Source organism: Legionella qingyii (genome assembly GCF_003184185.1).
In genome coordinates this window covers 4214-15985 of the sequence record NZ_QHJG01000056.1, presented here as the reverse complement: position 1 = coordinate 15985, position 11772 = coordinate 4214, and the positions used below count along the sequence as shown (strand labels likewise).

Below are 11772 nucleotides of genomic sequence, written 5' to 3'. Positions count from 1 at the left end.
TTAAGGTTGATACCGGCTCTATTAGATCAAGTCGTAAAGACCCATATAGTTGGAACTATGTGGGTAAAGGCAAAACGAATATAGGGAACGACGTTAAGGTTGATACCGGCTCTATTAGATCAAGTCGTAAAACCCCATATTGCTGGAACTATGTGAGTAAAGGCAAAACGAATATAGGAGATGACGTTTGGGTTGGTACTGGTTCTATTAGATCGAGGCGTACAACTCCATAAAGTCTAAATTCACTTACTACTCGTAGGTGTAAGAAAGAAAAAAGTCATGATCAATATTTTAAAAAAACATAAAATTCAACAAAAAGAAAAAAGTCAAAACGATTCGAGTTCACGAATTCATTCCAAAATAATCAATTGAATAGTCATAATTAAGAGTATAGCGGGACTTTAAAATTTTAACGAGCAAATCAAAATTGAGGGTCTTTTGGTAGACCTATCGGACTTAGTATTGGTTCAACTAAATCAAAAAAGACTTAAAGAACATTTCAAAATAGACCTTCTCGTACTAATAGTCTCCTTAATTGTGATTATCACGAAGAACTTTTTTCTCGTCGGGGAAGCCTGAGTTCATGTCGTGCTATTAAAAATTATATTCTAAAACGTGAAAGTTTCAATGAACCGGATATAGCTTTTAAAGGTGTCGCTGCTAATATCAAGGGTTGGTAGAATAATTTCGCTAAATGTAGTCTACGTTATATTGGTAATTGATAAAAAGATCGACAAAGTTACGCTTAGAAAAGTCGGTTCGTGGTTGCTTAGACTCGTTAAAGTTCATATAAAAAATAAGGATAAAAACCAAAAAGAAGTCTCCCAGCTAATCTTTAACCACCGGAGAGTCTTTAGACAACACTGCTTCAAACACCACTATAATTTCCAGATCAATTTCGTCCCAATCATAAAACACTAAACCGTAAACAATAGCGGAGAGGACGGCTACTGTCGGTTGTGGTTATTTTTTTGCAATGTCGTTCTGTAGGTTAATAATAAGAGAATTGGGGTTCGTAGGTTCTTCACCAGCTCCGAAAGACTTAACCGAGGCTTGAACCAAGTCATAGGAAATAATTTAATCAAAGACCTACCAAAAGACGACTTTATCATAGTACACTATTAAAGAACCGAACACGAAGAAACTGCTAGCACGGTTATAGTCTATGGTAGCTCCTATTAGGTCGTTTTGGCTTTAGATCAACGAGAAAAAATCTAAGAAGACATCAGTTATATAAAGGAGATGAGCACGTCCGCTACTTACGTCACGCCTATCGTTTAAAAGAACTGATTCAGACAGAAAAGGACTGGCACGACAATTTGCCCGGGGAAGAGCTTGATGTTTTTGTTGTAGGCTGTTTCCGGACAGGCGTTCGAGAAAACTTTATCCATAATCTAGATATAGAAGAAGAAAACCTTCACCACGATTTTCAAAAAGATTATCCCGATTTTGGAGATAGAGTAATCGCATCAGATGGAACTACTATACTAGCTTGGCTGGAGCAGCCTCATAACGACCTAGTTAGTATAGGTGTGCCAATCAGTAACGCTGTTAGTTTTGTAGTAAGCAACATCGGAGACCATATGCAGAGTCTTTAAGACGTTGGAGAAGATGTACTACCACTGGGCTAGGATCAAGAGCCAAACTATTCTTTCGAAGGTAGAGTAGTTATTGGTTATGACTTCCACGTATAAACTCTCGGTATAGTTTTTAGAGACGATGGAAAAACGATCAGAGTACTTATATACCCGACCGATATGACCTACGCAATTATACTTTTGAACCGGTAGGTTCTATTAGTTAATTGACGAGATGGCGTTTGCAGAAGGGTGTAGGTCCACCAGGTACGTTATACTGACGGCTACCTTTAGGTTAAGGTTCGACGAATATTGCAAGAGCCAAAACTTACTATACTTACTATACAAGCAATTATTTAGAGAGATTTAGACCTGCTGGACCGTTAAGCTTAACAACACGAAAGAGTAAAACATACCTACGAAGTTAGGGAAAATTTTCTTGTTCTAGTAATAACAGGTTCACCTCAGGTCGTCAAAGTTGTTATAGAAATTCTAGTCGCCGTGACTTCCGTGAATCCCATGTATTAACGGATTTTCTAGAGTGCCTTTACAATTGCGGTGGTCAATCGGTTATTGGTTCTTATTTTAGTAGCAGTCATAAACCCGGTCATGATATCCATCCATTATCAGCCAAATTTCAAAGTTATATATCTCGTAGAACTTCACTATTGGGTGATCACTAAAGAGATCAGCGAAATTTACGAACACGTTTATATTCACGGTGTAAGAAGCATAAACCTCCGGATTAGAAACTATGTCCTGTGTTTAAGACTGAACGTGATGTCCTTTAGCTGGTCTTCGCAACTAAGGGTTTTATTTTTCGTCAATTACTTAGTACTAGTTATTCAGGTCTTGATTAGGTGACAACACATTCAAACAGTACTCGTTAGTTACGAGATGGTGGTGAGTCCTGAAGTTATTAGACGGTTAGATATGGAAGTTTTTATCGTTAAGACCGATAACGAGGTAGTCCTTCGAACATCGGTTACCCATCGGTTCGTAAATAACGGTATCAATGGGGGCCTGTTATAAACTCGGTCGATAGTAGAGCAGAAGTAATTGTCTTGGATATGCTCGTCTTAGTTCTAACCGTTGTTAAAAAGCGTCAAAAAGGTATAGTAATGGGCATTCTCGGAGTTAGGGACGAAGTTAATTAACTCATACGAGTACTTGTAGTCCCTTATCTATTCTCAGAAGAAAATTGGTCAATTTTGCCAGTTACTATTTGGTTAGAACAGCGGTATCTTAGTATTTCAAAGATAATGCTTCAAGTCTTTCTACACGAAGTTTTAGTGACGATAATAATAGTTAACGCGCAACTCGACAAAATGATTCTAAAAGTTTTCTTCTTAGGAGACTACTAGCTCGTACGACAGATTGATTGACGAGTTTTTTTACTTGTTGAAACAGATTGAGATAGACTGCTTAAAGAAAATTTACGAGAAACGCTTAATACCGATCTGCAGCGGATTAAAGAACTTATAATAGGTATCGGACAAATTGACAAAGTCCCAGTGAGAGTAATCCTAAATTAGGCGTACAAACTAGGTCACACAGAGCACGAACTAAATCAGCTAGTAGTAACTAGAAACTACAGTAAAGTAATTCTGCGACATAGTAAAAGAGACTAACCAGAACCTGATTGAAACTACGAAACCATATCAGTTAAACGGGTAGAACTGCTCTCATTTTTAATGCGGGCGATACCTTACTTGAAGGTTACCTACCGTGGCACTGGAGTTATTATTATAAGGGACTTAGATCATGAAGTATAAGCGTTTGATTGAGTCGTGGATGACTTTATTAAGGTAGTAGCTTTAGTTGTGGAAATTAGAGTTTGTATGGCTATTTCGCCAATAGCGGTTAACCCAGTCTATAGAGTGGAAGGGTTTCAAACTTAAAATTTCACCTTCCCGATGGTCGGAAATTACTAAGACGTCGAAACTTTTAAAAGAAAGGAAAAAACCCATTAACGAGGGGAAGTGCTTGATTTATTAGGTCATAATCTGCTGGAGGTTAAAAGAGTGTATGGAGATGTGGTTATCTTACGCTCCGTCCTTATCGTAGTTACGAACGTCGACATGCATTTTACTGTTAAAACAGAAGTTGGTCTGATTATCCAGGTGGCAAACTCAGTTTGTGTTTATAAAATTTACATAAAAGTCGACCAAAGCTATCTACTTCAAGTTGTGAGCGAGGTAGAAAGTTGGGATGAGCCGGTCTACTGGTAGGGCATAGCTCTGACAGTTAAACTTTGAGCCGAGGTCTCTATTGTCCTGGCCAATGGAAGCGCTACTAGAACCGAAACCATAGACCACAAGAACGATATTTCAATTTACTTTCTAGGTCTAAGGGACACGGATAACATGGAGCTCGTGAAAAGGCTGGTGCGAAAAGTCTTCGGGTTAGTTAGCTAAGCCGCTTATAACGACGTGGAAGACGATGGCGGCAGTACCCTAATTGTAGATATCTACCACGTTATGGATTAAGTTTGCTATGAAATAGCGCCTCCCCGAATATAACTCAACCAGGTGGATGTTTATGTTATGCAAGTTGTAGTACACTTAAATCAGGTGAGAATCGTTCACAAAGAGATCGTCGGACCTATCGAAGAAGATGAAATGGATTCTAATTAAGTAGTTCCTCAGAAGAACACTTTCCATATAGTTACATATAAAGGAGTGGTCTAAGTAGTGATTATGATTATAGACTAAGTCGTTCTGACTACTGTCTAAGGAGAAATCAACTATCAAGATAAAAACGAGAAAGACGTCGGGTGTCCGTGTAAGAATCATTACTAAACATGAACTATAAACTTGAATTTAGAAGACCATCTAATTTAACCCTTTTTTCGGTCCCGAATTGTTGTAACAGGTTTTAACTCGCTAGTTTCAGACAAGGTGGTGTGTAGCGTTATGGCGGTACCCGATTATCCGAATGAGCAGGTGACTACGAAAGACGTTATCGTTATAGCTCTCAGGGAGGAGGATTCAGTTTTTGTTCTTTTTGAGGTAGTGAAGAAGAAACGAAGTATTGTGAGTAGTGACGACGGTGTCCGAGGACGTAATTTCATTAAAACGGATTTGGCCGGTAAAGTCGACGTCGGTTACAGCGTAGAAAAACGTAAACTAATTTGCGACGACCATGTCATTAATGTCATGGTCAAGAAAGTAATAAAGCATAAAGAAGTCCTTCTATAGGTTTTGTATCAAATTCCTAAAGCCGCCTTGTGAGAAGACCTCAGTACTGATCTGGGTGTCGTAGGTCAAACTGTCCTCACGAACATGGTTAGTAAGCGAACTTAAAACATCGTCGTAATAGACCTAAAAATCGTCGTGATAGCATACGAGAAAAGGGATTCATAAACAACGGAGAGAATAGCTATTTCTATCGACTGCCCCATTGTAGTAAAACTAGACCTGAGAATATCTCCACTTGACTGCGGGGTAGTATTCTTGTTTAACGTGACAAACAACACGGTTCTAGCTAAGGTTGCATAAAGTATATAAGTGGAAAGCGTCATACTGACAGGGGACAAAAAATTCAGGAACTCGTGAGTATTATTAGCCGAGATGGTAAACTAGATAATCGTTGCATAGAAGACCGAGTTTTAGTGGGTTTAAATCTCGTCTTCGCCGCTATGGTCCTAGCTTTCCAACAGGGAGTTGTAACTGATCGGATTCCGGTTGTTGAAGATCTGAAAGAAGCTAAAAAAAAACTTTCATTGCGTTAACCAATTGCATTGCTAATTGGAGAGGCCGTAGGTAGAATAAGTGTTAGGAGCATTTGTGAGCTCTTTTTGCGGTCGAAAGTTGACGTTACAACTAGTATCTCACAAGATTAACAAGTATAGCCAATAACAATAGTTAAAGGTAGAAAAAAGAGACTCCAACAACTCATCAAAACGTAAATCGCCTAAATTTCGTTACCCTAATAGGATAACGAGGTTAACCATATTAAAAAGTCAAATTAGAATATATACTAAATGTTAATCAGCTTTAACTATAATAAGTTTAAGTAATATTTTGGTACAACTAGTATTATACGGGTAAAAAGCCGCTACGATGCATTAGTATTCTGGGAACAGTTCCGTTCTTCACCAACTGATAACGGGATTTCTGTTACTAAACTAGACTAACTAAATATTAATTGGATTAGGTCCCTTATGCTATCTCAAAATATATTTCATTTCTGTTTACTTCCAGGTTATAGCTAATGAAAAAGTATTTTAGTAGAGATAGTATTTTAGTTAATTAACGTAAAATTCTCGTGATACCTATTATAGGCGGGTAAAGTAAACCCCAACATGATACTCTTTTGATAAACTAAGTGACCGCCAACGATCAACACCAAACTAATGAAGTCATGACTGTCGTTATAACCAATAACATACAAGGTTAGTATACCTTAAACTAAAAAAATGAGATTCACAAACCCACCACTATGGATAACCGCGATAAAACTGACCATACCGACGTCGTAGTCCTATGATAAAACCAACGAATATAAAAGTATTTGCTGGTTGGTTCCATGATAAAAACGTTTACGATTATTAACGTCAGAAATGAGTTAACAACTAGATAATAAAAGTCATGTACTGAGAATAAGAACTACTACCTTGTGTTCATTCGGTTAAATAAAGTAAATAACTAATACATTTTAAGTGTGAAAGTTTCAGTGTAATGTGAAAAAGAAAATCATCCCGAGGTTGAGTATAACTTTGTCCACTTCACCCAATAAAACCGATAAAAAACCGATAATAAGTTAAGCAACCGAAATACCGTCCACCGCATAAATAACGGTACTATGAAAATGTTATGGGACTTACGCTTTTTACGCCTTTTATAAAATCTAACAACCCATGATTTAGGTTTTCGAAAAGTCTAAGACTACGAAAACGACGTATAATACTACTCGATATATGAGTGGGTTAGCTTAGTTTCCTTAAACAACTATACAATTTAGTTTTCGTACTAGTGTTCCGGGTTTTACCTCATCATGAAGATTTTCTTTTCGAATTACCGACGGGTATAACGTTTTAAGTTTACTAATGATTATTACACAGACAAATATTACCATTTCTCACCTTTCTCTAGTTACTGAATTTTGCGGTATAAGAGAATGGACTGAGATATTCAAACGAATGAGTTAAACGGTTTACTCTTGAATGGTAGTGTATGCGCGTTACCTTACGCGACATAATTTGTTATGTTTTTTTAAAATTTTCCGAATAAAACTCATAGTTTGGATATTTCTAAGATATATCAAGTTGTGTGTGGATAGCGTAATAATTTCATACGAATGATTGAAGAAATAAATATTCCTAAAAGTTATCTGTAATTCCTTTTTATTCAAATTTTTCGACTACTTACACACCACTTCTCATTCATACTTCTTATTTCAGTTTTTTAGGTATAAAATATTCCCAACGACCTTATTAAAAAATTGATAAGTGGTGTTGTAAGTAGTGTCCAAGTAGTAAGAAGTGGTGAAACGTGGCGAAAAAAAATGGGATATTTTGATTTGTTGTATAATTTGTAAAAGGAGTATGTATAAAACATTGAGTAATATAAAGTGGTTACGGCGAACGACATTGAATAGTTTCAGGAGGGATAATTCGACATTATCGAGTTGGCTTTATAAAAATTAGTTGCGTAAGTAGACTTACTAATCAACTACCGTTACAAAAAGCTGCCGACAGAAAAGTGAATTTACCAGTAAAGAGAGTTTGGTTACTAAATTAGGCTGGACTTAATTATCTGATTAGTATACTCTGTACCTTAGTAATAAAAAATAGCGTTCCCTACGCTATGCTAATACATTCAATAAACCATCACTTTACCATCATGCACCGTATTAAAGAGGACTAAAATATCGAGATTAAGAAATTAATTGACTGCTAAATAAAGACAAAAAAATGACATTTTGTTATCCAGTAGGTATAACTAAAAAACTAAGTCACTCAAACAATTTAAAACACTAAGTTTGGGGACGAAGAATCGTTACTGACAGACATAACTCACCGATAATACCACTGACTTAGCAAGGAGTACCGCATGATCAACGAGTGAACTATAGGATAGCTCACGCCTACCAAAAAGTAGCCATAAAGAAGATTATCGTGCTTGGTCAAGAAGGAATAATAGGCAGTGGTTTTAGTATGGAACATGCCGAGATCTTTAAACGTGCATTTTTAATAAATCCCATCTCGGTTTGGCTACTATCCTAAGGTAATTGGGTTGTGGTTTTCCGCGTAGAAAAGGAACTTGGAATATCAACCAGTCCTGTATCGACATCAGTTCCACGAAATTCCGACCTACCCATACAAGATACCAATTAACTACCGGAAGAAACCATTATTTTTACTCACGTAAAAGAAATTAAAGTACTTCCCAACGTGTAACCGGCAAAGAGTCCAATAACCTAAACTTTAACGCACAGGTGTACTGGAATAGAGGGCCGTTATCGAGGTTTCTAAAACGTACTATTTCAAGCTATTACGCAAGTTTTCCGCGTCATACCCTAAACATAAAACCGTCCAATAAATTAAATTTGACTTAATTGAAAGGTATAAGTAATTAATCACCGTTGTGTAATAGAACCGATAAGAAAAACGAATAAAGAGGTTGACATATTATAAGTGGACTAAATTACAGTAAAAAAGATTTGAGGACTAATTTTGCATGTTACAGTGGGAAGAGTATTATTCGTTGTTTAGCTGAGACATATCCGAGGTAGAAAAAACGAAATTCTTGGTAAACCACGTGTGGAAGAAAACGATTTTAGGGAAGAACAAAGTTTGGTAGTGCTTAGTCGAATCATTAAAGAAGAGCTACTTGTACACACCCACGTTTATTATTTCAAAGTAGTGCTGGAAAAACACCGTACCTTTCGGTTACCAATCGTTAGGTTCATTACGCGAGAAGTACTCACCACGCAAGAAATTGTAGGTGAAACAGATTTCGAAGAGAATGGAAAGGAACTCATCGTCGTTAATGACGGAGAAAATCCTGCCATAAAAAAACGGAGTGTTAAAGTAGGTAATGTCACAAGAGTTATGGTATAAGGACCCAATTCGGTTTATATGCGGGACGTAAGTGTGAACCATTGACACGGAATAGTGGTTGTTCATAATCGGAACGTAACCACGCAAGTTATACAAAGTAGTCAAGCACTGGGACTACTCTTCTTTCGTACCTACGAAGTAGCTGATATTTATACCAGAACGAATTTCTTCGTTAACCACGCAGAAAATCAAGAACTACATGGTCACCCTTGTGCAGACAAAATTAGGGACGAAAAAGGACATTAAGTATCCGTCGTCTCGAACGATGCCATTGTGGTGCTTCAAATATCGGAACACGGAGTTGGTCATTAAAACGAAGTCTTTCGTAGCTACAAAATCGTTGTGGACGTATTGGAACTTACCGATTTATCGCCAGAAATGACCAATTATTGTGTTCGTACCGGAGAAAAACGCTTAACCAGTACCCTATTCCGTTATTACCCGAAGCGACGAAAACTTTATGAAACTGACAAAGAAACCACCGTTATCGTCCTTGTTGGGGAAATAACACAAGTTAAGCGCGTTCTCAAAGACGGAGATACCAGTTTTCGGTACCTCACCAATTTTTAGCGACAGGGCAAAGGACCGTAGCTCGAACTATATTTCTAACTAAGAATTAAAGCACAACTTAACGTAGTAATTACCTAAGAAACCTGTGACGAAATCCCATTTGTTCCGATACAAAGTAGCGGAGTTTGCGATTTGGGGAAAGACTTTTATAACTCCACGCGACTGAATTACAAAGACATCGTTGGACATACGTCCGATATCGGCGAAGGAAAAGACTCCCTGAAAAGGGAACCCAAACAAACGGTTGATTTCGGTAATTAAATAGAAATTACCGACTCTTGGTTCTTTATCCAACATGAACTAAAGCTAAAACGTATTTTCGAACACGTAGTTTGGGATTTAGAAAACGCGCGAGAAAGGTCAGAAAAAGATTTTGTCACTACAGTGTGAGAAGGAACAAGAACGCCCACTCGTTACATCGGCGACTCCGCGAAAAACGTGGTGAGGTCGGAAAAAGGAGGTACACTGCAAGTTACAGAAGTGCGGAAGACCTTTTAAGGACATTCTGAAAGAGTCCCTACGGTAGTTAAAGTTTATTGGGTAGAGGCGAATTGGAGTTACCCTTAAAACGGAGAAAGTCAGCTAACCGATTTATAACTGCTATTTAGTTAGGTGTTATTACTCGTAATAAAACTTAAACGAGCTATTGGGGTATAAAAGAACTACACAGCGAGCGTTCTCTGGCACGAAAAGGAAGTACTTTTCAGTACAAGTACCACTGTGTCACGCATACGTTGCGGCCTAGTAACCGTGCCCTTGAACCAACGGATTTGCGACGTTGACGATTCAACGGGCAGAAAAGTTTTTTTTAGAGGGGTACGGCTCTTTGAGCTCAAAGACGTTTAAGGAAAAGTTAGACGGGATACCGTATCCGATGACGAAGTAGTACTATAACTTGATTAAGTCCACGCTGCGGATTAGGGTGATTATCCCTCTGTGAAAATCCACGTCTTTTTCAGTATAGTTTTGGTCCCGCTACAAGCGGAACTTCTAAAACATCGCTGACTGGTAGTCCGTAAAATGGGAGATTATTTCGCTCGTAAACAAAGAAAAGGTGATAAGGTCTATCAACGTAGAAGACCGATCGAACAGGATTGGTGGAGTATCTAACACGTAGTGGACTTATCATTAACTTACAACGACGTATTATCAGACGACGTGGAACACGACTAAAATCACCAACATATGACTCGTATCAATAGGGATTAGGTATATAAGATACTCAACCGAAAGAAAGTGAAAAGCACTTCGGACAAGGTCTAGAACAGGACTACTAAGTAAACGAAGTAGATGGGAACTCTGTAGAAGACAATACTCAAGTCCATTTAAAGATGGCTATTTTGGATTCAAACCACATAGTGCAACATAATTAACTTAACGGTTGAAGCAGTGACCTATTCCTGGACCTTCTGCGTTTTTTGTCCAATTTAGAAACTCAAGGTTTTAAAGACCTATTCGTTGCTATCCTGCTCAGTGAGCAACTGAAGGATTCCTCTATGGTAGAGCCTACGACAACCGTGGTATTCTTATTAAAAGGGATCTGAGAAGTTAAAGAAGGAGGGGATCAAGTGACCGATGATCCGCACGGTATAGCGACGAACCCGACGCTTTCTTTTTTGCTCATAACTCATTTAGTTTTTAAAGAGATCGAGGTGAAACTGGTATCTGGAATCACTCGACACTTTTCGAAACGTAAGGGTTTTCTTTTGTCGGCGGTTTAAATGCATGAAGCCGTTAGCAGAGTGGTTCATTTCCCTCAAATACATTCGATCCATTGAGTAGTGTCTGTTTGGTTTATGCAGCAAGAGCTAATCCGCTGTTCGAGTTTTCGCAATTCCTTCGGTATCGATTGGTGTAGCTTTACTCACCAAAATTCCAAAATACAACGAGAGGTAACCTACTTTATTTGTTGGTGGGAAAAGATAGAAGTAGTTCCTACATCAGTGCTTACCTTTTACGTTCGAATAATAGGAAGAGTTCTGGACTATTTCTGACGTCACTAAATTCTATTCAGCACTAATGGCTTGCCTACCTTTAACGACAAAAAAGTTAAAATGGTGACTGATTTCATCGTCGACGGCAAGGAACGTTTATGAGAAGATTCCATCTTTTAAGTGGTCATTCGTTTTCGGCATTATTAAAGAGATTACTCGCTAGTCTTAGTACCGCGTATCACCTCCGTTGGCTATGTTTTTGTCAAGCCCGCCGTAACTGGGTTTTTCCTAGTCTAAGGGGTACGTATCCCTACTCTGAAAGACGGTACAAAAGCTTTAGTCTTAGAGCTCCGCGGAGTGAGGTGTATAGGGTTAAACCCGTTGCACGTAGTTTTCCTAAATTTTGTTGTAGTATCAGAAGTGCTTTTATTACTCAATATTTTCTCGTAGGAAATAGTATTTATTACTGAGATAGAGGTGCACGAGCGTTTCGTAGATTCTAGAAGTACTACTCGACCGAAAAAGGTCAGGGATGACAAGGTACATGATTATATACGACGTGGAGTGATGGAACTTAATTTCCTTTTAGTAGTTATACTTACAGCCTTACTCGGCGTAGTAAATA

The 11772-nt window shown here is 38.0% G+C and carries 1 protein-coding gene; it reads left to right on the top strand.

Annotation, left to right across the window (positions count from 1 at the left end):
* Nucleotides 1-8343 precede the first annotated feature (8343 nt).
* On the top strand, nucleotides 8344-8643 hold the full coding sequence (locus DGG96_RS19770) for a hypothetical protein (protein ID WP_110144195.1): 300 nt from the start codon (nucleotides 8344-8346) through the stop codon (nucleotides 8641-8643).
* Nucleotides 8644-11772: the final 3129 nt, after the last annotated feature.